We start from the raw sequence: 23,341 nt of genomic DNA on the forward strand, positions 1-23,341 counted from the left end.
CTCTGCAAGATTGAGAAGACCCGCTTTGTGTTTAATAATTGGATTGCTAGTATGTAGCATGAGAGTTACCTCTTAGTTTCTTTGATTTAAGATTCAGCATCTTTAATCAAAGCGGGTAACTCTCTTCTTTTCAAATCGAAGTGTCAGATCTAGTCTGAACTAATACATATTTAGAACCAATCAACACGTTGAATGCATGACCCAAATCTGCTAATCCCCGCTTGTGCTATTTTACCTCGCCCTAAAAGGGCGAGATTTGTCACGCTTATTCGTCATAACTACTTACAGTAGCAATAAATTTTGGCTTGCATTCTTCCAAACTTGCCCACCAGTTTCCTTTGGCAATTATGCGACTGCAATTTATAGACCTAATTCACTGAGTCCAGGGTGATTATCTGGACGACGTCCCAAAGGCCAATGGAATTTACGTTCATCCTCATTAATAGGCATATCATTGATACTTGCAAAACGGTTGACCATCATGCCGTTTTCATCAAATTCCCAATTCTCGTTACCATATGAACGAAACCAATTTCCTGAATCATCATGCCATTCATAAGCATATCTTACAGCAATTCTGTTTCCCTCCACTGCCCATAGCTCTTTAATCAAACGATAATCCTGCTCTTTTCTCCATTTTCGGATTAGTAAATCTTTTGCTTCATTCCGGCCATTTACGAACTCTGTTCTATTTCGCCATTTGGTATCTTTGCTATATGCCAGAGCAACTTTAGCTGTATCACGAGTATTCCAACTATCTTCAGCAATACGGACTTTCTGCATTGCAGTTTCATAAGTAAATGGTGGAATAGGGATTCTTTTTTCAAAGGATTCAGACATACTTTCTCCAAAATATTTAACATGTTATGGAAAGAAATTGATAACTTCACCAATCTCTCTTACGTCATCCGCAGTAAATAGATTATTTCACTTTCAGATTAACAATCTGCAATAAAGTCCAATAGGTATGATACCATGTGTACAAACTTGTACACCCAGATAAATGTACAGATCTGTACACACAAAAACAACCTTAGATTTACCCTAAAAGCTATCTTTTATAGAACTAGATCGAATAACTAACAAGAAAATATTATGAGTAAAAAAGAACACATCCTAGATATTGCCGAGTCACTATTTAATAAATTTGGCTACAACGTTGTTGGCGTCGATTTGATAAGAGATCAGGCGAATGTATCAAAAACCTCCATGTACCGTTACTTTGGTTCCAAAAATAAGCTGATCGAAGGAATGCTATTCAGACGCCATCAGAGGTTTAAAAAAGAACTCACTATTGCTGTGTCTTCAACAGAAGGAATCGAAAACAAACTCAATGCCATCCTGGATTGGCATTTTTCATGGTTTGCTACAAAAGATTTTCAAGGGTGCCTGTTTATGCATGCTTTGGCTGAATTCAAAGGACACGATGAAGCTATCGTTAAACAAGCTCAACAACACAAAACATGGTTAAAGTCACTGCTATTATCAGTTTTCTTAACAGTCTCAAAAGATACGGAATCCAAAGCAGAAGCGTTGATAACATTTATTGAGGGAATGATAGTTAGAGCTGAGTTCGGGGAAGTTGTCGGTCATGAAGAATGCTATCGCACGATGGCTTACCGCTTGATTTAAGATGTTAAACTTGTTCATAAAATTAAGGTTATTCAGTCTCTTAACCAGCAGAGCTGACTAAGAGACTGATTACCATATAAGAACAAAAAGTGTTCTAAGATTACCCTGGTGTTGGGCGAGTCAAAACTAACTATTCAAAATAATGAAAATATTTGTCTACATAAAAGGCAGTGAAGATGCACTACCTGATACTCAGACAAAACCTTAATTATAACTTATATTTTTACAGACAAATTAATACACCAGACGCACGATAAAATCAACAAATAAAAGTTCAAATGTTGATTTTTATACTCAATCTCGGCGTCATTATTTGATACATAAAAAAATAAAACATAGCACAAAATCTCATATTTGATTGATTTTAATAAATAAAATAAAAATTCGTTGCACTAACTATTAAATATAAAAAAACAAACGCATCTGATAAAATTTCTTACATAGATGATGTGAATATGAAAAGAACTACTGTATAACTGTACGGAAATTGTAGCAGCCTTCTAGTCACAATCTGGTTTCAAAAACGTACCAGCCAGCAACTAGCTTCATTCGCATCGCAAGATGTTATACAACATAAAATAGGATTCAATCGAGGAAATAGCATGGAGAAAAACTCTCCATGCTGCTCATTAATGTGTGGTGTTAACAACCCAACGATTGAATAAATAACGCGAACCGTAAGCGGGGAAGACATTAAATAGTGCAAAGAAAATTTTAATTAATATCTGAATAATCATCATTGCAATAATTTGATTTAATGGAAGTTTTCCGTAGAACGCAACAAAACAGAAAACAAAACTATCAAGAATCGACGCGATGAAAGTACTGAAAAATACTCTTAGTGCTAAGAATCGGGAATTTGTCATGGCTTTTAACTTACACAAGACATATGAATTGACTAGTTCAGATACTAAAAATGACAACGAGGAAGCAAAAATCGCTGATAGGATATGGTTCATCAAATCATTGTATTGATCATTCAAACTCCAATTTGGAATAGCTGGTAAGCTCGTCGATATACTCAATAATGAGACTATGATCAGGTTAGAAGCCAGCGACATATATATTGCTTTTCTTGCTAATCTGAACCCATAAAATTCACTGAGTAAATCAATGACTAAAAAAGAAAAAGGGTAAATGAAAGTACCCGGAGTAACGATGATATCAAAATATTCGATATAAACAGGCTTGGCTGCTGCTATGTTACTGAAAGTATAGAAAATTGCCAGCAATAAGGCGAGAAGTGAATAAACAACCCAAGACTTTTCATTTCGTTCTTCAATTTCATAGATTGAGGGAGAATTTGGAAAGCTGGAGTATATCTTCCTGTAGAGTGATTTTGTTTCGTGATTATCAAAATCATCCGCTATTTCACTCTTTTCTAGCTCCTTTATATTAATCCTTAAAACTTTTCCGGTTGATGAAATCAATACATTCGCTGTATTATTCTGACTGTTGAATCCTAGTAATTTATATTTTTTTCCCATACCCAAACCGCTCTTCCATTATATCCCCAATCACTATCAAATCATCTGCATTTTCAATATAAAACTCGCTGATATGAAACTTTTTCTGTTTTGGTTCGAAACATAACTTAGGATTATCGCTTTGATAATTACCTCTCCTAACTATTAATAAATCACCAGCATTATATTTACCTGAAAAATCATTCTCAAGTAAAATGGCGACGATATTAGGGCCAAAACCAAAATAATAAGTCAGCTCTCTTCCAACGATCAGGGAACCAATTTTACTTTCAAAGAATTCGGCAGTGACACATTCAGATTGCCTAAACAACGGCACAGCGCTGGGATTCATATTACCTTCATAAGAAACAATCGCATCAATACGTTCTTTTTCTGCTATATCAGTTGTCTCTATTTCACTATACGAAACACCAAAAAAGTTGGATACTTTCTGGATAGTTGAAGAGTGAACACTTTGTACTCGACCATCTAAGATATTGTAGATAGTTGTACGATTAAGCCCGGTCCGATCACAAAGTGATACTCTGCTTTCCCCTCTGGAATCAAGTAAATATTGTAGATTTTTTCTCAGGTATTCCATTTTTTGTTTTTTATACATAGCAATGCCTAGAAAGTATTTAATCGGTTCACATAATATCGCATACAAAAAATATTTCTCTTTGAAGCATTACAAAAACCACTTTTATAAAAAAACACTTATTGATTAAAATATACTAATAAACAGAATTTAAATTTACTTGAAATAATAAATAATCACATAAATACAATCAATAATAATATCCCATATTTTTGCATAAGAAAGAAGATTACCTTTAAAAAAATTATCTTTCTGATACTTTATTTTCTTATCAATTCTAGTAAATTAACACAAATACAATTCTTTAGCGTAATTTATTAATCCGGTTGAGTTAATTGAAAAAATAATTACACTTTTCTTCAAGAACCTTGAAACAAAAAACACTAATCACTTTGACATAATTTTCATTAAGAATGAACATAAACCCCTATATCTTTAGATGTAAATTTTCAAGGATTATCTAAAAATACTTTAATTTTTTAAAAGGAAGATTTTATTCTCATATAATGTTTTATGAGAAAGACTACATACCTAACTCTTACTTTTCAAAAAAATCATAATTCAATAAAGTCAGTCTATATATCATATTATTAACTTTAGCTTTATTTGAAGCCCATCCAAAAGCTATATTATCATCCATACTCCAGAGGATCCACTCACTTATTACCACATTAAATCTTTAAATCCACAGGATATATAAAAAATTAGAGATTTAACTTTATATAATTTATGAAATAAAAAATAATCATTGTGTATTATTAGACTAACTTTAACTATATTTTTAACATCTCATCAAATTAAAAAATTTATATAAAGAGTGTTTAGTTAAATATTTAACAAAACCCATAGTAATGAATTATAAAAACAATAATCTCTACTCTATATTTAACAGTACCATACATAAATAACATTTTTTAGTACAATATTATATTTTTTATTATATATATCAATTTTGATTTCCACACGGAAAACTAAAAAAATCACATAAAGTTAAAATAACCAATGCGATTAATTAAAAGAAATCAATGTTGATTAGAAATTGGTAAGAAATAATTATAATAAAGATTAAAATAAGAACAAATAGTTCTAAAAATAAAAAATAAATTTTTGTTACCATTTAGGCGGCTACCTCTTCAAAGTAAAGAGCGGCTATTCATATAAAAAAACCTATCTATATTTTATTCTGTTCTAATAAGAATACTTACTAGGTGACAGATGGATTTTTTTTTGCTAAATAACAGAACGTAATTTAATAAGGTTAGAGGCCCAAAATCATCTACTCTTTTTTAGGTGTTTTTTTATATCATCATATACCTTAGAGAAAGCAACTTATGGTTTTCAGTATTCTATTTTTTTCACTACATACAAAAGCAATCAAAATGAAAACACTGAAAACCACCAAAAAAATTGATCCAAGTAAAAATAATGTAATTTATATGTGAAATTATTTTAAGGTTAATATTTATGAAACTTACGTATTTTGAAGATAAATGCTGAAGAGAACAGTTTTCTAGATATCTAGAAAAACCTTGCGTACTTCCTTTATATCAAAACATAAGTGTAAGTAAATTTCCCTGGTAATGCCCTAACTGGTCGCTATATTTTTTTAATAATATCAAATAGATTGGAACAGAAAATATTACGGAACGGTGAATTTCGCACTCTTCTGTCCCTTTAGTTAAATATAAGCATTTTTTATATAAAATTAAACGGGTGAAAAACACTCTTGAAATAAAGTTAAAAAAATGATATTGGCTAGGTTAGGACATTAATTTCACCAAGAAATAATAAAATAAATAATTATCTGGAGGAAAAATATATGTCGAAAATAAAACTCCATATTACAGATACTCCAAACTCACAAGATGAAGCATATGTGATCCAAAATACCTGGGCATTTAATGAACAATACACACCTGTAGATATTCATCCATTATTTCTAAGTATTACTGATGAATTTAACAAAATTATTGCAGGATTAGTCTTCAAAGCTTGGTGGAGCTATCTTAAAATTCAATATTTCTGGGTAAGTGAAAAGTATCGACAAAAAGGTTTGGGCAAACAGCTAATACTGAAGCACCAAAACGATATTGTCATATAGCTTATGTTGATACTTTTTGTTTCCGAGCAAAAGGCTTTTATGAAAAATTAGGCTATCAAACTTATAGAAAATTAGAAGGGTATACTCGTCAATATACCCGTTTCTACTTAGCAAAGAATATTTAAAACATCTAACGATGTGGCACAGATATGAATTTATCCTTTAAAGATAATGGTTCCTATTTGAAGGGATTAATAGCCATGATGGAACATCTTAGTGAACCTTGGGGTATTAAAGATTTGAGTTCACGCCATGTCTATATGAACAAGGCTGCCTATCTCTATACTAATACGCCTCTACAATTTGATATAGAAGGAAAATCTGATAACGAATTCCCTGCTGATTGGGCTGAATTAGCAGGGGATCTCACTGAGCATGATAAAAGAACGGAAGAAGCACAAGATAGAGTTTCTGTTATAGAAACTCATTATTGGTTCGGAAGAGACTGCTTAACACCTTTCATCAGTGAAAAATTTCCGGTGTATAACGATGACAAAAAGTGTATTTGGATAGTTTGGAATGCCAAGCCACTCAATACATTGTCACCATTACAATATATTAACCAACAAAAACCCAGCATCCTGACAACCGGAACCAGCACAAACCTTTTTACCAAGGCTGAGCTCGATATCATTTTTTTCATGTTGCATAGGTTTTCAAATAAGGAGATAGCCAAGATCTACAATGTCAGCCATAAAACGATAGAAAATCGAATATACAACATCTACCAAAAAGCTAATGTCCATTCTCTCCAACAGTTTGAAGAGTTTTGTAAACATATACATCTAGACAGCTATATCCCTGAACGCCTGATAACAAAAGGCATCCTTTTTATCTGAATTATATCGCAGAATAACTGAATATCATGATTAACGTTGAAGACTACCCACTTAGCCGAATGCCACAACAACAGCGCTTATCTCTGCTGAGCGTGGCTATCGTTCATATGGGCATGTTAACAGCATTAGATCAGTTTATGCTTGGAGCTGTCCTCGGCAGCTCCATGACACTGACAAATGCGTTTATTGTTATTTTTATTGGCAGCCTGATCTTTGGTATTGTAACTTTTGGGCTTGGCTTTGCAGGTATGCGAGAGGGGTTATCTGGCAGTTTACTGGCACGGTGGTGTGGTTTTGGTCGAATCGGTTCGGTGTTAATTGGCCTTGTTATTGCTGTCAGCTTATTAGGCTGGTTTGGCATCCAAAATGCTATTTTTGCTAAATCTTTTAACTTTGCCTCCGGGAATAAACTCGGATTTGGTTTAGCTGCGGCAATATCCGGTACTTTATTGACGACATTAGTCGCTTTTGGTTTTAAGGCATTACGGTTTACTGCCAGAATTACTGTCCCCATGTTTATTCTTCTGGTTGTTTATATCTCTACCATCGTATTATCAGGCGGTTCAGGTCAACATTGGTATGAGATTTTAAATCTGCCTCATTCAGATGAAACTCTGTCCATCAGTGCAGGTATTACGATAGTTGTTGGGGGTGCGATTGTTGCCAGTCTGATGACCCCGGATCTGACACGCTATACCAAATCAGGAAAACATGTTTTTGGGATCACTTTGCTGACAATTATTGCTGGTGAATTTGTCATCAATAGTCTGGCAATTTTAATCGCGAAAGCATTAAATACTGCTGATGTCGTGACTATTATGTCACAAGTCGCAGGTGGTGCAGGTTTGTTCGTTGTCGTATGCTCAACATTAAGAGTTAATGATCTGAACTTATACTCTTCATCATTGGGAATTATTAATGCTGTCGAAGGTATCACCGGTAAAAAATTACGCTATCCTCCTACAACAATCATAATTGGAATATTAGGAACTTTGTTTTCCATTCTCGGCATTTTAGACCGATTTGTAGATTTTCTTACTGTACTTGGTGTTGTTTTCCCACCAATATTGGGCGTAATGTTAGTTGATTATTATATCTTGCGCTCTTATCGCAAAGTATTAGATGAAAGTAAACAAAAAGGTAATCTTCCAGACGAAACTCCGACTATCGGCTGGGCAGCAATAATCGCCAGTGTTGTAGGTAGTGTTATTGGATTAACTATTGAATGGGGAGTACCAACAATTAATTCATTACTGACGGCAAGTGTGGTTTATTGGTTAATTAAATGTGCCTTTAAACGCCTCTCATAATGATAATCCTTGATGTATTGCTCCCCGTTTGGGAGCAATAATTGGAGCACAGCCCCTAACGTCTGGCATGCTTTTCGGCATAAGCTTCATCATTAACCCACTGATGGTCTGTTTCCCAAGTAAATAACCATTTACGAGTTGGCCCTGCCATCACATTCAGATAGTAGCTGTCATACCCAGCAATAGTCGCTACCGGGTGATACCCTTCCGGCACCATAACAACATCTTTGTCATATACCGCCATCGTTTCATCTAGTGAACGATCATTAGTATAGACACGCTGTAAACAAAAACCTTGTGGTGGATTTAATCGATGATAATAAGTTTCTTCTAAATAGGTTTCCTGTGGTTCATTATCAGTATCATGTTTATGGCTAGGGTAAGAGCTAGTACAGCCTTCATCAGTATAAACTTCAACCACCAATAAACTATCAGCAGGCTGATTATCCGGTAGGATGTTATGAACATAACGACGGTTGTTACCGTTACCACGTTGTTCAGCACCGATATCCTGTGGTGTAATCAATCGGGTGGAATAATTCCCTTTACTTTTTGCCTGACAAACAGCCAGTTCAAGATGAGTTTGGGCGACAATTTCCATTGTTTCATGCGGCGCAACATAAACAGCATAAGGTTTTTTACGCTCAAATGGACTCATACGATCACCAATCTGCTCGAATCTTTGTTGGGCAGTAATCACAGTCGCTTTTCCTGCAACCAATACTAAACAAGTTTCATTTTCCGAAGCCGCTAATGATATTGACTCTCCCGCATTCAATTCATAAACATCAAAATGAACATAACCCCAGTTCGCTATTTCCGGCGTGATATGTTGCGTCCGCTTGTGCTGATCAGGCTTATGATACTTTGATAGCAAATTAGACATGTGATTACCTCAAGGTCATTTTTAATGTCAGCGTCTTAAATCAACCCGGCTTCTCTGGCGAAGCGTGACAAATTGTTATACCCCAGTGTGGCGTAAGTCAGTGGATGAGCAACAGCAGGATCCTGTTCTGCTTCAACAACCAGCCAACCATGATAGTCATTAACTTTTAATACATTAAAAATGTCCGGGTAATTCACACAACCATCACCAGGTACAGTAAAGACGCCACTTAATACTGCATTGAGGAAACTCGTTTTACGATTTTTGACATCTTTCAGCACATCCAGGCGTATATCTTTACAATGTACGTGATTGATTCGTTTACTCCAACGTTTTGCTACGGCTAGTGGGTCATCTCCGGCAAAGGTTAAATGCCCGGTATCCAGTAATAGTCCCACTTCTTCACCTGTGTTTTTCATCAAATTATCAATGTCCTCTGCACTTTCAATCACTGTGCCCATATGATGGTGATAGGCAATCTGAACACCTTGAGATTGAGAATAATGGGCAAATTCTGTCAACTTTTCGCCATACTCCTGCCAGCATTCTGCCGGGAAAAGAGGCCTTAAATGCACCGGTTTATCCTGTTCGCCATGTATACAATTGGTCACTTCTGCAAAGACCATCACCTTTGCACCCAGTTCACGTAACAAGGTTAAATGTGGCTGAACAGCCATAATTTCTTCTGCAACACTGCGCGTCAATAAATTCCCTGAATACCAGCCAGACACCAATTGCAAATCATGGGAAGCCAGAATTGGCCCTAGTATATGTGACTGACGGGGAAATTTATTCCCGAGTTCAAAACCCGCAAATCCTGCCTGACGCCCTTCTGCCAAACAAGTTTCCAACGGGGTTTCTGCGCCCAGAGAAGGCAGATCATCATTGGTCCATGTCAGAGGATTGATGCCAAGTTGAACAGTCATGATGGTTCTCCTGTAAGGTGAGAGTAAATTAGTGAGAGTAAGTTATGCTCCAGCTTTTTTCTTCACTACCACGTTGACGCCAGTAGCTAATCAGGTTGTTGTAATTCGTTTTTACTTGCAGGATGAGTGTTTGATCATCAATTTCACCAGCCAGCCATTTCAGGGCTGGTTTAGCAAACAGCGTGCGCCCAACAGCAAAACCTTTGACAATGGATTTACCCGCCGCAGTGTTAAAACCTGCCTTTAATATCTCTTCGGAAGCATTCAGACCAAGGAGCACGACGCCATGACAATGAGGGTCTCGCTGAGTAATTAATTCTTCAATTTGATCCCAGGTCGTGGGCTGCATAGGGGGTAATTTCCACCAATCCGGCTTAATGCCGAGATTGTAAAAACGTTGGAGTGCACGCAGGTAAAGCTCATCAGAATGCGTCATACCCGATGGTAAGATCACTTCCAATAATAGTTCATGACCAGACTGGCAACAGGCTGCATAAATTTCCTGAACTGTTCTTTCCTGCTCCAAACGCAAAGAATGAACATCTTCAGGATGGAAAAATAGCAGGCATTTCACGATATGTTCCCGCGGCCAACTGATAAGCTGGGAACCAATATCACCATGCTCTAAGCGCAGTGGACGGGAACCCGGCAATTCAATCGGACGCCCAATCCATAGCCCTTTTCCAGTCGCTGCATTAAGAATATCCTGCCCGAAAGTGCTGTCACACAATATTCCGGCATGACCTTCCAGACAGGCTTCTGCACTCACTTCCTGACTGGCGCGGAATAACAGTTTTTTCAGTTGTGGAATGCGATCAGGATTAGCATTAACCTTACGTGCCATTTCAACAAACTGGATACGGTGATCAAACGCCATGACACACAACTCTTGCCACTGTTTATTACGACCACTAATTTTATGACGACTATTAATACGATGGAGATGGTTTAGATGAATGTCTAAATCAGGACGATGAACTTCCGCAGATCGTACAAGGTAATTATCCAATTCAGTTTTATCTGGCATCGCTGGCGCGCAACCATGGCGGGAAACCACTAATGCACCACAAGCATTCGCATAAGTACAGCTCTGCTCCCAACTTTCGTTATTAAGGTATCCCCGTAGCAAGCCAGACATAAAGGCATCACCAGCCCCTAAGACGTTCAGTATGTCTACTTTAACTCCCTGTACTGTAATACCTTCTTCAAGGATATCAGGAATATTTTCGGTAAACACGGAACAGCCTAATGACCCACGTTTGCAGACTAGTGTTGCTTTACTTAACTCCCTTACACAACGCAAAGCGTCAACAGTATTTTTAGAGCCGCCCGCGATATGAAATTCCTCCTCAGTTCCTACAATCAGATCAAATTGAGAAAGCACTTTCTGTAATTGTGCGGTGACCTGCTCTGAAGCGATATAACGGATTTCTCCGTCACCAAGTGACGTCAACCCCCATAATACAGGGCGGTAGTCAATATCAAGTACCGTTTTTACCCCACTGCGACGGGCATATTGTAATGCTGTCAATACTGCATCCCGGGTTTGCGGATGGGAAAGATGTGTTCCCGTAATTGCCAAACAACGGGCGGATGCAATATAGTCTTCACTGAAATCATCGCAGGTAATAGCCATGTCAGCACAGTTATCACGGTAGAAAATCAGCGGGAAAGTTTCATTATCTTTAATACCGAGTAACACTAAAGCCGTGAGCCTCTCTTTATCTGTGATTAAATGGCTGGTATCACATCCCACTCTCTCCAGTTCTTCACGTAAAAAACGCCCCATATGTTCATCACCAACTCTGGCCAACATGGATGATCTCAATCCCTGAAGCGCAGTGCCGTAGGCTACATTCCCGGAAGAACCACCAAGGTATTTAGAGAAACTGCTCATGTCTTCCAGACGGGCGCCTATTTGCTGACCATATAAATCAACTGCAATACGCCCCATGCAGATAACATCAAACTCTTTATGTTGCTCCATCACTACTCAGCCTCTTAACAAATACGCGTTTTGCTAACCAATTTTGCGATAGCCGTCATCTTCCAAGTTGCAGCTTTGTTGGCGGCGCTCACTCCCCCCAGTCACATAGTTATCTATGCTCCTGGGAATTAATGAGAGGCTCCTGCTTCTCACCGGAGGCCAGCCTTTGGCTGGGCAAATTCGTCAGGAACGAATTTGTCGCTCCCTTGCCGTCGCGCTGCATCTTAAAATCCATAGGATATAACCGCGAGATTTAATTAATTTCAGAAACATTAACCCAGCGTTTTTGATCATGAGAGCGTACAATCGCATCTAAAATACGGGAGACTTTCCAGCCTTCAGTAAAATCAGGCCAAATAGCCTTATCCTGAGCGATACCATCAATCAAATCCCTGACTTCCACCGTCTTCTGGTCATTGAAACCAATGCCATGCCCGGCACCATTACAGAAAGGGGCGTAATCCGGATGTTCCGGCCCAAGCAGAATGGTTTTGAAACCCTGACGATTTGCCGGTTCATTATGTCGATATAGTTTCAACTCAGCCATTCGTTCCTGAGTAAAGCTCAGAGTTCCTTTAGTACCTGTCACGATATAACTCAGTCCCATTTTGCGGCCACAGGCAATACGGGAAGTTTCAATCACGCCCATTGCTCCTGTATCAAAACGTACCATCGCATGTGCCTGATCTTCATTTTCAACGGGAACTAACACTGGAGAACCGGATTTTTTAGGGCGTGCTTTCACTACTGTTTCCAGATCACCGCAAACAGTCATAATGTCTCCCACCAGATATTGCGCCATATTGATAATATGAGCGGCGAGATCACCAAGTGCTCCCAAACCTGCTTTATCTTTAAGGCAGTGCCAATGAATCGGACTCAGAAGATCTGCCATATAATCCTCATTATGTGTACCGTAAAAGTGCACAACCTCACCAATTTCACCCTTCGAGATAATTTCTTTTGCTAACTGCGCTGTAGGGTTTTTCATATAGTTAAAACCTACCAACGTTTTCACTCCCGCATCTGTCGCTGCTGCCATCATTTCTTTAGCATCCTGGGAGTTCAGGGCCAGTGGTTTTTCACAATAGATATGTTTGCCATGTTTGATAGCTTCTAATACCATTTCTTTATGCAAGAAATTAGGCGTGCATATATCAACCACATCAATGTTTGGATCAGCAACCAGTTCCCGCCAATCTCCGGTTGAACGCAGAAAACCAAGTTCTTTTGCATGGATCTGGGCAAGTTCAGGGGTTATTCCTGCAATCATTTCACGTATCAGTTTCCCTTTTAGTGGAAATACCGTAGGAGCTTGTGCATAAGCAATAGCATGGGAACGTCCGATATAACCCGCGCCAATTAACCCAATCCGAATCTCTTTCATGTCATTTATTCTCCGGTTCATCTGTCTGGTTTTTTCTATGCACTTTTCCTGTGAATAGAGCGTTTAAACAGTGCTTTACTGATTTGATAAAAGACATAACCCAAGATCCCGGCAGCAAACACATAGTAGAGTGTTATTACATATAGCGGCACGTTCTGTGCCAGAAAAACATACATTGATATTGCCACTAGAGTAATCAGCCATCCCATTGGTTTCACCATTGCCCACGGCGTAATATCCACTTGTTTTGTATACACTTCTTGATAAGTTTCAGCAGGGAAGAAATAACCAATCGTCAGCATGAAAATAACGTTCAGTACAAACAGGATACCGACCAAATGGAAGAAATGGATATTGATGTGCAGGATAAAGTTAGAGATGATATAAGCCGACATACCAAACAACAGCCCCAGTTTTGCGGCAATCGGGGGAACACGTTTTGTCATTAACCCGACAAGTACTACACTGAGAATCGGAGCATTGAAAATACCTTGTAATTGCTGAATAAGGTAAAACAAACCATCCGGTGCATTAGCAACAAGTGGTGCAATAAACATGGTTAGCAATGCCAGTCCAATGCCCAGATATTTACCCACTGCGACTGTCCGTGCTTCGCTGGCATTTGGATTAATTCGTTGTTTGTAAATATTGACAGTAAACAGAGTAACGGAAGAGTTCAGTCCACCACTGAATGTTGAGAATACAGCCCCGACGACAACCGCGGCAAAAAAGCCAACCAGTATTTTAGGCAAAACTAATTGCACTAATGCAGGATAGGCATTATCCGGGTTATCTATTTGCCCATTGAAGATATGAAATGCGATAACGCCGGGTAAAATAATGATAGACGGGATAATAAGCTTCAACACGGCACATAACATCACTCCTTTTTGCCCTTCTGCCAGATTCTTTGCTCCCAGTGATTTTTGTACGATGGATTGGTTGGTACACCAGAAAAACATGTTAGAAATGATCAATCCTGTGAACAAAGTTGAAAATGGGACAAGTGAATCTTCACTGCCAATGGAGTTAAATTTATCAGGGTGTGCCTGATAAACGTCGGTCAGGCCTTTCCATGCACTACCATCGCCTACATACAATAAAGCGAAAATAGTAACAATCCCGCCACCGACAATTAATCCGATACCATTAAGAGTATCAGCAACTGCAATTGCTTTAATTCCGCCGAAAATAGCGTAAATAGCGCCAAGCCCACCAACACCCCAGACCATAATCCATAATGCAGTGGTTTTATCGACCTGAAATATCTGAGAAACCTGAAATAAACTTTCCAGTGCAATAGCGCCGGTATATAAAACAATAGGCAGTAACGAAATAACGTACATTGCCAGAAATAAAATTGAGGTAATCAGCAATGTGTTTTTATCAAATCGCCGCTCCAGATATTCAGGAATTGTTGAGATACCCAATTTTAAATATTTTGGCAAAAAATAAATGGCAAACAGCACAATAGTTAACGCTGCTATAACTTCCCATGCCATAACAATAAACCCTGTTCTGAATGCCAATCCATTCAAACCAACCAGATGTTCTGTGGATAGGTTCATTAATAACATGGAACTGCCGATATAAATTCCGGTCAGAGAGCGTCCACCTAGAAAATACCCTTCGGTGGAATCAATTAAATGTTTGTTCCTTGTTTTATAATAAGCAATCCCAGCAACCAGCAGGGTAAAACCAATAAAAGAAAGAAAAGCTGACATATATTCCTCCCCCTGATTTTCTGCCCAAAGGCAGCAACAGGCCGACAAGAAAATGGTTTTCCTGAAAAAATGATCTTTCTTATTTTTATAATATTTTGTTGCTTATAATTTAATTTCCTTACCAGTCAGTAAGGATTCAAGTGCCTTATCAGCAAGGTACAATGCTTGTACACCATCAAAACCCGTGGTTTCGGGAGTGGCCCTGCCTGCCATAACATCGACAAAATGGCTCCATTCCGCGATATACGCCTCATGGTAACGTTGCAGGAAAAAGTGTTCAGGTTTGGCAGAAAGGCATCCATCTTCTCCCCAAAATTCCACGCTGTTTTCCTTAATATTACCCGCCGTCAGTAAGCCTTTTTCACCATGTAGTTCAAGGCGTTGGTCATAGCCATACCCTGAACGACGGCTGTTGGAGATGGTTACCATAGCTCCTGAAGGAAACTTCATAACAATAAACGCAGTATCAATATCACCAGCCAAGCCAATGGCAGGATCGACCAAATTACTGCCTTGTGTATAAATAGCACAGGGTTCTTCACCGATAATAAAACGAGCCATGTCAAAATCATGGATAGTCATGTCCCTGAACATACCACCAGAAACCCGGATATATTCAGCAGGTGGAGGAGAAGGGTCACGGGATGTGATAAGCAGAGATTCTGCTTTACCAATTTTGCCGGAATGGAATAAATTTTTCAGCCGACGAAACTGAGGATCATAACGACGGTTGAAACCGACAAACAGAGGAACCTGAAACTGCTTGACTATAGCAAGGCACTGTCGAACCCGTTCAAGGTCAAGGTGAACCGGTTTTTCGCAGAAAATCATTTTATTGTGCCGAGCCGCCAGTTCGATCAAATCAGCATGTGTATCTGTTGCTGATGCAATAAGAACACCGTGCACATTGGGATCAGCCATCGCTTCTTCAGTCGTTTGTATTTTAGCCTGATATTTCTGTGCCAGTATTTCTGCATTTGCCTGATCAGGGTCAATCACGGAGTAAAGGCAAGTTTCTTTATGGTTGGCAATATTAGCTGCATGAACCCGCCCAATCCTACCTGCGCCAAATAATACAATATTGAACATAAATTCTCCTTGATACCTCTGTATCTGCTTTTGGGGTGGATAAAAATATATCAAGTAAAATATTTATTTCAATTTGCATAAATTTGAAAATTTTGTTTTTTAGAAGTGGTTAGCATTTTGTGATGAAAAAGCTGCAATTAGTGTTATATCTATCACGAAAAAAGCGTTATTTCATTGGATATTCAATATAAATTTTATTTAAAATCATAGAATAATATAAAATAATCATTCCACTAAGGCATGGTTAAAAGAATACAATGTGATCAATAAACCGTGATCAACAAACAATGACAGCGACATGATTGGATATGAAATAAAATTTCCATATCCAACATAGAATGGTTCGTTTCACCACTAGGCAGGCAGCATCAAACCATATTGCAGGGGCTACATCGCAAGAAGATTAATATTGACGAGTGTATTTCTCCACATATTGCCTGATGTTTTCAGCCACCGTTGTAACAGCAGGGTTGTCTGCAACCTGTGCTGTTCCTGTTCTCCACCATGATTCATAATCATGGGTCATGGTTTTTGGCAGCACTTTAATATCGATTAGAGTTGCGCGGGGTTGTGTTCTGGCATCCTGTAAAGCAGCAATCAGTTGCTGTTCGTTATGTACCTGGTAACTTTTGCAGCCATAACTTTCTGCGTTCTTAGCAAAATCTACCTGTACAAGTGCACCATCTAATTGACCACTTTGTTGATTACGATAGCGATTTTCTGTCGCAAAACTCCCCATACCCTGACTCATCTGCAAGTTATTAATGCAACCAAAACCAGCATTATCAAATAACAACACGGTAATCTTGATGTTTTCCTGAATCGCCGTTTGTAATTCACTGTGTAACATCATATAAGATCCATCCCCAACCATTGCATAAACAGGTTGGTTCGGACAGGCAAGTTTTGCCCCCAGTGCTGCTGCTATTTCATATCCCATGCAGGAATAACCGTATTCAAGGTGATAAGTATCAGGCTCTTTAGGCTGCCACAATCGCTGTAAATCTCCCGGCAAGGAACCTGCTGCACCAACAATAATGGCATTAGGTTCTAGGTGATGATCCATCAGGCCTAGTACCCGTGTCTGAGTCAGGTTGGTCTGTAATGTTTCACTGTATTCATTTAATTTATCATCCAGATGCCCCGCAATTTCCGGTTTGTCCCCGACCTGATACTGTATGGAAAACAGTCGTGACAGTTCTTGTTGCCAGGTTGCTTTCGCCTGAATAATCTCCTGCTGCCAGTCAGAACGCCATGCTGTTTTCATCAGTGCCTGAGTAATCGCATTCAGTCCTTCCCTGGCATCAGCAATAACTGCGACGGCATCCAGCTTGCAGGCATCAAATTCCGCTACATTAATCGTAATAAATTCAGCTTCCGGATTTTGGAACAAAGATTTTGATGCAGTAGTAAAGTCAGTAAAACGTGTACCAACACCTATGATTAGATCAGCTTCTTTAGCCAGCAAATTTGCCGCCAGGCAACCCGTTGTACCGAGCCCGCCACAATTCAAGGGATGTGCTGCGACAATAGCACTTTTGCCTGCCTGTGTTTCAGCAAATGGGATATTGAAAGTTTCAGCGAATTGACGGAAAGCTGCATGAGCATCGGAATAACGGACTCCGCCCCCGCAAACCAGCAACGGTTTTTTCTTACGCTGGATGAGCTCTACGGCATCCTGAATACGGGGCAATGAAGCAGGCCGGCGTTCAAGACGATGCACTCGTTTCTGGAAAAAGTAATCAGGGTAATTCCATACTTCCCCCTGCACATCCTGCGGTAAGCAGATGGTAACTGCGCCAGTATCTGCCGGATCAGTTAATACTCGCATGGCGTGGATCATTGCACTCATCAATTGTTCAGGTCTGGCAATACGATCCCAATAACGTGACACAGGGCGAAAACAATCGTTAGTGCTGATGGTGCCGTCATTATACTGTTCAACCTGCTGTAAAACCGGATCGGGCTGACGACATGCAAAAGTATCTCCCGGTAATAATAGTAACGGGATACGGTTCGCAGTTGCTGTAGCAGCGGCTGTAACCATATTGGCTGCCCCCGGTCCGACAGAAGAGGTTACAGCAAAAACCTGTCGGCGTTTTTTCTGCTTGGCAAAACCGGTGGCAATATGCGCCATGCCTTGTTCATTACACCCCTGATAAATTCTGAGGTGCCCCGATTCTTGTTCTAACGCCTGCCCCAATCCCACCACATTACCGTGGCCAAATATGGTGAAGATGCCGCAAATAAAGGGGAACTCCTCCCCGTCAACGTTGATGTATTGCTGATTGAGAAATTTGACCAGAGCCTGAGCCATTGTCATCTTTTGTGTATTCGTTGCCTGCACATGCGTTATTGATGTATTCATAGGATTACTCCATCGTTGGCATGTTGAAATTGCCGTCATGGTGCTCCAGACGCACACTGGCTGGCCAGCGACTGGTTACTGTTTTCATTCTGGTATAGAAACGTACACCATCATTGCCATGTACATTCAACGGGCCAAAAATGGAACGCTTCCACCCCCCGAAACTATGGAATGCCATTGGCACAGGAATAGGAATATTGACGCCAACCATGCCAGCCAATACATCTTCACTGAATTGACGAGCAGTTTCCCCATCACGGGTAAAGATAGCAGCCCCATTACCGTATTCATGCTGATTAATCAGTTTCAAGGCTGTTGCATAATCCGGTACGCGAACAATGGATAATACCGGCCCGAATATCTCTTCCTGATAGATTTCCATATCTGGCGTGACATAATCAAACAGGGTCGGCCCAACGAAATAGCCGTTTTCATAACCAGGAACCTGATATTCACGCCCGTCCACCAGCAATTTCGCTCCCTGAGCTATACCACTGTTAATGTAATTACAGATTTTAGCTTTGTGTTGCTCAGAGATGACTGGCCCCATGTCGTTTTCCCTGCCTTCAGTGATCCCAGCACCGACTGCCATTTTGTCAATTTGATTTCGGAGTTTTGCTACCAATTCATCTGCAATTTCATCCCCGATCGCCAAAACAACAGACAATGCCATACAACGCTCTCCTGCTGCGCCAAAGGCTGCCCCGATAATGGCATTTGCAGCCATATCCATATCGGCATCCGGCATAAGAATGCTGTGATTTTTCGCTCCACCCAATGCCTGACAACGCTTACCATGTGCGGATGCCGTGGTATAAACATATTCTGCAATCGGTGTAGAACCAACAAAACTCACCGCCTCAACATGAGGATCGGTCAGCAATACATCTACGGCTTCCTTATCTCCTTGTACAACATTAAATACCCCATCCGGCAAACCGGCCTGCTGCAATAATTTAGCCAGTTCGATTGAGAGAGAAGGATCTTTTTCAGAAGGTTTCAGGACAAAAGTATTTCCCGTCGCTAACGCAATCGGGAACATCCACATAGAGACCATTGCCGGAAAATTAAATGGAGTAATCCCTGCACAAACGCCCAGTGGCTGCATCAGGGAATGACTATCAACTCCTGTACCCACATTGGCAGAATGTTCTCCTTTCTGTAAGTGGGGAATACCACAGGCAAATTCGACAACTTCAAGGCCACGAGTCAATTCCCCCGTAGCATCAGAATAGATTTTTCCATGTTCTTCGGAAATCAGACAAGCCAGCCGATCCTGATTTTCTTCGAGTAGTGACTTAAATTTGAACATGATCCTGGCTCTTTTCAATGGAGGGGTTTTAGACCACTCTTTAAAGGCCTGATGAGCAGATCTAATAGCTGATTTAGTCTCATGGACTGTACTCATGGCAACTTGACGAATTGACTGTCCTGTCGCCGGGTTAGACACGAATGAAATACGATCACTTTGACTACCAATGAGTTGCCCGCCAATAAAATTTTTAATCTGTTCCATTCTGAGCCTCTCTCAATACAATTATAAGGTTAACCATTTAAGATGAGTTGAATCATTATGAATTGAATCACGATGCTACAGATATATGAAATATATATTTCATTTTCAATAAGAATTGAAATACCATTTTATTAATGTGATCAACACGCTATTTTTGTGCAATTACATTCATTAGACAGTGGCAACTTGCGAACATCTTCGCCTGCATTTAACAGGCTTGCCTGACGATGAATAAATTATCAATTTCATTACAATTTCTTAGGGAGGCATTATGTCTGCTGCGTCGAATCTGCATGAACTGCAAGAACAAGTTCGCTCGCGTTATGATGAGTTAAGTAAACGGTTACAACAAGTTGCAAGATATGTTTTGGATAATACCAATAGCGTAGCATTTGATACTGTTGCGGTTATCGCAAAAAAGGCCAATGTTCCACCTTCCACGCTTATTCGCTTTGCCAATGCTTTTGATTTCAGCGGATTCAATGAAATGAAACAACTATTTCGTATGAATCTGGTAGAAGAAACAGCCAGTTATACAGATAGAGCCCGCCTGTTCAAGGCGTTGGACGGCGATAAACAGAAACCGGAAGATCCACAATATATTTTGCAGGAGTTTGCCTATTCTAATGCACAGGCCATTCAGCAACTTGCCGCCCGCACCCCTGTGGAGGATTTAAATAAGGCCGTAGATTTATTGGCAAATGCTCACAATATTTACATTATCGGGCTACGCCGATCTTTCAGCATCGCGTCATACTTTGCTTATGCTCTGAGCCATCTGGAGTGCCGTCCCTTGCTGGTGGATGGCTTGGGCGGAATGTTTCGCGAACAGATGAATATGATTGGCGCTGATGATGTTGTGGTATCTATCAGTTTTACACCGTATGCCGAAGAAACGGTAATGGTCAGTGAAAGAGCAGCACAGGCCGGAGCAAAGCAGATTGTGATTACTGACAGCCAGATCAGCCCACTGGCAAGTTTCAGTGACATTTGCTTTGTGGTGAAGGAGGCAAAAATTGATGCATTCCGTTCTCAATCAGCCACGTTATGTCTGACGCAATCATTGGCTGTTGCTTTGGCTTACAGGAAAGAAAATGCAGGATAAGTGATTTCTTTCAAGTTGCCACTTTAATTGGTGGCAACTTGAAATATAGTGATTGATGGAACAGAAAATTTTTCAGCTACTTCCAAATTGAATGCTATATGAATATATTGATATATCATTCTTCGCATTCAGAAATAAACACACTCTGTGATAATAATAACAGGTTTTATTACACCCCTATTATTCATTCTCTGATCAGGAGCACTCTATGCCAGCAGCTATTTGGGTTCTAGCTTTAGCAACATTTGGGATCGCCACAACTGAATTTATTATCGCTGGTTTGCTTCCGGAAATTGCCATTGACTTTAGTATATCAATACCCACAGCAGGATATATGGTCACCAGTTATGCACTCGGTGTATTTATTGGGGCACCCGTTTTGATTATTCTGGGTGGGCGCATAGAGAGAAAAAAGATGCTCGCTATGTTAATGGTATTATTCATTATCGGAAATATGCTGACGACTTTATCCCCTACATTTTATCTGGCTATTATTGGTCGTATTGTTGCCTCGCTGACTCACGGCGCTTTTATGGGGATAGGGGCGATTATTGCGGCAGAACTGGTGCCGAAAGATAAAAAGACAACCGCTATTGCATTTATGTTCAGTGGCATGACGCTTGCTAATTTGGTTGGGATACCTCTTGGCACATGGATAGGAAAAGTGGTTTCCTGGCGGGTCACGTTTGCCATCATTACAGTTATCGGCGTTATCGCATTACTTGGAATCTTAAAATTACTGCCTAAATTCAATCAACAAGCCCCTGCCAGTATCAAAAAGGAATTGTTAGCTTTTTCCAATGTTCACGTCCTGCTGGCTATGGGGATCACTGTTCTGGGGCCTGCTGCTTTCTTTACTTCTATTACTTATATTGCACCATTAATGACCAATGTTGCAGGATTACCTGAAAGTGCAATCACATGGGTCCTTGTAATACTAGGGCTGGGATTCTTTTTTGGCAATATTGTTGGTGGAAAACTGGCAGATAAAGCCATGATGCCATTGCTATATTGGACTCTGGGGTCACAAGCTTTAGTTTTGTTTATGTTCTGGCTCTCCGGTGACAATCCATTTATTGCCTGTTTGAGTATATTCCTTATGGCCGCACTTGGTTTTGCCACAGTATCACCAATTCAGCGCCTGGTGATGGATAAAGCCCAGGAAGCCGGTGCACCTAATCTTGTTTCTTCTGTCAATATTGGATTTTTTAATTTGGGTAATGCCATAGGAGCATGGTTAGGCGGGGTCATTATCGCAGCTAATTATAGTTATTCTATCCTCAATTTGACTGGTGGTTTACTAGCTTCTATGGCATTGTTACTGGCCGTCATTTCAGGTTTCCTCGCCCATAAGAAAACGTACACAAGGATATTGAGAAAATAATTTCACAATATGTGATAAAAAATGTTTAAATTAAAATAAGTATCATAAATAAAAAAGTTTGGAATATCACTCGTGTATTATTTTTGCTCCGACATATTCAACTCCAATATTGAATATGAGTTATTCCGTATAGCATATAGACAGGAAAGCTTTGGCATAAATATATTTTATGAACCATAAATAAAATCAATAAGTTCTAACAATTAGTTCAATTTACCAAATAACAGAGAAACCACCGGAATAAACTGCTCAGAAAATCACGGCCAGTTTATTCCGGTGCTCTTTCTCTTATCATTAAAGTATCAATTAATTAATATATTAATACACATCTATCGCTACTGTTCTTCATTTTCATCTATATCGTCCTGAGAACGATTTCCGATAGAAATAAACTCATCCAATAATCCTAAAAGTTGAGCTAATTTTTCTGGAGAGAAAGCAGCTTCAATTGCCTCATAACCTTCATCAACTTTTCCTTTTGCTTCTTCATACAGTTCCTGACCCGCCGGAGTCAGAGAAACGTATAATTTTCGTTGATCATTCATAGGTTTTAGACGAAAGATCAGACCATCACGCTCCATGCGAGTCAGAATACCCGTCAAGCTAGGACGTAAGATACAGGTGAGATTGGCCAAATCATGAAAATCAATCGAACGACTACTCGCAAGTACACGAATAATGCGCCATTGCTGCTCAGTTAGATTATAACTCTTCAATATCGGACGGAAAAAACTCATCGCGGTTTCCCGAGCTTGAAGCAATGCTATTGTCAAGGATTCATGCATAATTAAAGGTGACTCTTAAAGTTAACCACGGGTAATTCTCTATAAGTTGAACGCGCACGCTACCGATTATAGACAACATTAACGGCAAAGAGACTAACATGCTCATAACTATCCACAAAGGGAAAAGAATTCAATATTAACAAATAAATAAAATTATTTTGCCATAGAAAGTTAACAAAGAGTTAAATGAAATACCAAATGACCTGGTAGATAATATAATGGCTTGATCTTTATGTGT

The 23,341-nt window shown here is 39.5% G+C and carries 17 protein-coding genes and 1 pseudogene; 6 read left to right on the plus strand and 12 right to left on the minus strand.

What is annotated here, in order from left to right; translation table 11 throughout:
- Positions 1 to 360: 360 nt before the first annotated feature.
- On the minus strand, positions 361 to 840 hold the full coding sequence (locus tag Xbud_RS10525) for a nuclear transport factor 2 family protein (protein WP_099136026.1): 480 nt from the start codon (positions 838 to 840) through the stop codon (positions 361 to 363).
- 255 nt (positions 841 to 1,095) lie between these two features.
- On the opposite strand from Xbud_RS10525, the gene Xbud_RS10530 reads away from it, so the two are divergent.
- Positions 1,096 to 1,632 (plus strand): TetR/AcrR family transcriptional regulator, encoded by a 537-nt coding sequence (locus Xbud_RS10530; RefSeq protein WP_099136027.1) that lies wholly within the window; start codon positions 1,096 to 1,098, stop codon positions 1,630 to 1,632.
- 629 nt (positions 1,633 to 2,261) lie between these two features.
- Here the strand turns inward: Xbud_RS10530 and Xbud_RS10535 are convergent.
- Both Xbud_RS10535 and Xbud_RS10540 read right to left on the minus strand, forming a co-directional pair.
- Entirely contained in the window at positions 2,262 to 3,119 is an 858-nt protein-coding gene (locus Xbud_RS10535; RefSeq protein ID WP_099136028.1) for a queuosine precursor transporter, read from the minus strand.
- Positions 3,103 to 3,717: a helix-turn-helix domain-containing protein gene (locus Xbud_RS10540; RefSeq protein WP_099136029.1), complete on the minus strand. Its 615-nt coding sequence runs from the start codon at positions 3,715 to 3,717 to the stop codon at positions 3,103 to 3,105. The genes Xbud_RS10535 and Xbud_RS10540 overlap by 17 nt, the downstream gene beginning before the upstream one ends.
- 1,807 nt (positions 3,718 to 5,524) lie before the next feature.
- On the opposite strand from Xbud_RS10540, the pseudogene Xbud_RS10545 reads away from it, so the two are divergent.
- From Xbud_RS10545 to Xbud_RS10555, 3 genes and pseudogenes are all read left to right on the plus strand, one after another.
- Positions 5,525 to 5,922, plus strand: a pseudogene (locus tag Xbud_RS10545) (GNAT family N-acetyltransferase).
- Between the two features lie 24 nt (positions 5,923 to 5,946).
- Positions 5,947 to 6,636 (plus strand): helix-turn-helix transcriptional regulator, encoded by a 690-nt coding sequence (locus Xbud_RS10550; RefSeq protein WP_099136030.1) that lies wholly within the window; start codon positions 5,947 to 5,949, stop codon positions 6,634 to 6,636.
- 26 nt (positions 6,637 to 6,662) lie between these two features.
- Entirely contained in the window at positions 6,663 to 7,946 is a 1,284-nt protein-coding gene (locus Xbud_RS10555; RefSeq protein ID WP_099136031.1) for a cytosine permease, read from the plus strand.
- 55 nt (positions 7,947 to 8,001) lie between these two features.
- Here Xbud_RS10555 and iolB read toward each other — a convergent pair whose 3' ends face one another.
- The 8 genes from iolB to Xbud_RS10595 form a co-directional block, all read right to left on the minus strand.
- On the minus strand, positions 8,002 to 8,832 hold the full coding sequence (gene iolB, locus Xbud_RS10560) for a 5-deoxy-glucuronate isomerase (RefSeq protein ID WP_099136032.1): 831 nt from the start codon (positions 8,830 to 8,832) through the stop codon (positions 8,002 to 8,004).
- Positions 8,833 to 8,867: 35 nt separating this feature from the next.
- Positions 8,868 to 9,758: a myo-inosose-2 dehydratase gene (iolE, locus tag Xbud_RS10565; protein WP_099136033.1), complete on the minus strand. Its 891-nt coding sequence runs from the start codon at positions 9,756 to 9,758 to the stop codon at positions 8,868 to 8,870.
- A 28-nt stretch (positions 9,759 to 9,786) separates the two neighbouring features.
- A complete protein-coding gene (locus tag Xbud_RS10570; RefSeq protein WP_099136034.1) occupies positions 9,787 to 11,745 on the minus strand; it encodes a bifunctional 5-dehydro-2-deoxygluconokinase/5-dehydro-2-deoxyphosphogluconate aldolase in 1,959 nt (652 codons plus the stop codon).
- Positions 11,746 to 11,998: 253 nt separating this feature from the next.
- The gene (locus Xbud_RS10575; protein ID WP_099136035.1) at positions 11,999 to 13,132 is read right to left on the minus strand and encodes a Gfo/Idh/MocA family protein; all 1,134 of its coding nucleotides are present in this window, start codon (positions 13,130 to 13,132) and stop codon (positions 11,999 to 12,001) included.
- Positions 13,133 to 13,167: 35 nt separating this feature from the next.
- On the minus strand, positions 13,168 to 14,856 hold the full coding sequence (locus Xbud_RS10580) for a solute:sodium symporter family transporter (protein WP_099136036.1): 1,689 nt from the start codon (positions 14,854 to 14,856) through the stop codon (positions 13,168 to 13,170).
- Between the two features lie 102 nt (positions 14,857 to 14,958).
- A complete protein-coding gene (iolG, locus tag Xbud_RS10585; RefSeq protein WP_099136037.1) occupies positions 14,959 to 15,945 on the minus strand; it encodes an inositol 2-dehydrogenase in 987 nt (328 codons plus the stop codon).
- A 403-nt stretch (positions 15,946 to 16,348) separates the two neighbouring features.
- Positions 16,349 to 18,313 carry a 3D-(3,5/4)-trihydroxycyclohexane-1,2-dione acylhydrolase (decyclizing) gene (gene iolD, locus Xbud_RS10590; protein ID WP_099136038.1) on the minus strand — a complete coding sequence of 655 codons (1,965 nt, stop codon included), beginning with the start codon at positions 18,311 to 18,313 and terminating at the stop codon, positions 16,349 to 16,351.
- Between the two features lie 4 nt (positions 18,314 to 18,317).
- The gene (locus tag Xbud_RS10595) at positions 18,318 to 19,829 is read right to left on the minus strand and encodes a CoA-acylating methylmalonate-semialdehyde dehydrogenase (RefSeq protein ID WP_099136039.1); all 1,512 of its coding nucleotides are present in this window, start codon (positions 19,827 to 19,829) and stop codon (positions 18,318 to 18,320) included.
- 271 nt (positions 19,830 to 20,100) lie between these two features.
- Here Xbud_RS10595 and Xbud_RS10600 point away from each other — a divergent pair, with 271 nt between their 5' ends.
- Together Xbud_RS10600 and Xbud_RS10605 are read left to right on the plus strand one after the other, a co-directional pair.
- Positions 20,101 to 20,934 (plus strand): MurR/RpiR family transcriptional regulator, encoded by an 834-nt coding sequence (locus Xbud_RS10600; RefSeq protein WP_099136040.1) that lies wholly within the window; start codon positions 20,101 to 20,103, stop codon positions 20,932 to 20,934.
- A 208-nt stretch (positions 20,935 to 21,142) separates the two neighbouring features.
- Positions 21,143 to 22,318: an MFS transporter gene (locus Xbud_RS10605; protein ID WP_099136041.1), complete on the plus strand. Its 1,176-nt coding sequence runs from the start codon at positions 21,143 to 21,145 to the stop codon at positions 22,316 to 22,318.
- Positions 22,319 to 22,653: 335 nt separating this feature from the next.
- On the opposite strand, the gene hpaR is transcribed toward Xbud_RS10605, so the two are convergent.
- Positions 22,654 to 23,103, minus strand: coding sequence for a homoprotocatechuate degradation operon regulator HpaR (gene hpaR / locus Xbud_RS10610; protein WP_099136042.1), 450 nt, complete (start codon positions 23,101 to 23,103; stop codon positions 22,654 to 22,656).
- Between the last annotated feature and the right edge of the window lie 238 nt (positions 23,104 to 23,341).

This window comes from Xenorhabdus budapestensis, assembly GCF_002632465.1.
GTDB lineage: Bacteria > Pseudomonadota > Gammaproteobacteria > Enterobacterales > Enterobacteriaceae > Xenorhabdus > Xenorhabdus budapestensis.